Annotated in this window: 1 protein-coding gene; it reads left to right on the top strand. The window is 66.9% G+C overall.

Annotated elements, in window-relative coordinates:
• A partial coding sequence (locus ACTQ48_RS11580) for a hypothetical protein (RefSeq protein ID WP_441571082.1) occupies nucleotides 1-432 on the top strand: 432 nt, incomplete at both ends.

Genomic DNA, 432 nt, shown 5'->3' with positions numbered 1-432 from the left:
GACCAGACCACCAACACAGAGGGGCTGGCTGCGTCGGCGATGGTGCAGGTGTCGCACTACCGGCGTGGCCTCGACGGGCTCGTCGGCAAGGACCGCGACCCGGACCCGTGGAGACCGTCCCCGCTCCTGTCGTGGGAGCAGTACCAGCAGCGCACCGACACCCACACCACCCAAACATCCACCCAGGAGGATGACATGCCCTACACCCCAAACCAGCTCAAAGCCATCGTCACCGACGCGCTGGCCGCCTACGACTGGCAGCCGCTCCAGAAAGGCTCATCGAACGCGCTCGTCGCCAGCTCCCGCAACAACAACCAGATTTGGGCCAGCATCAACAGCCAGGAGACGCTGCGGCTGGTGCGGGAGCTCGCCAAGCGTCAGGGCGTGGTCGTCGATGAGCAGGCGATCGCCCGCTCGGTGCTCGCCGGACTC

Origin of the sequence: Collinsella sp. Sow4_E3 (genome assembly GCF_052116285.1) — a bacterium.
Lineage (GTDB): Bacteria > Actinomycetota > Coriobacteriia > Coriobacteriales > Coriobacteriaceae > Collinsella.
The sequence above is the reverse complement of the archived record's forward strand: the minus strand, read 5'-3'. Positions and strand labels throughout refer to the sequence as shown.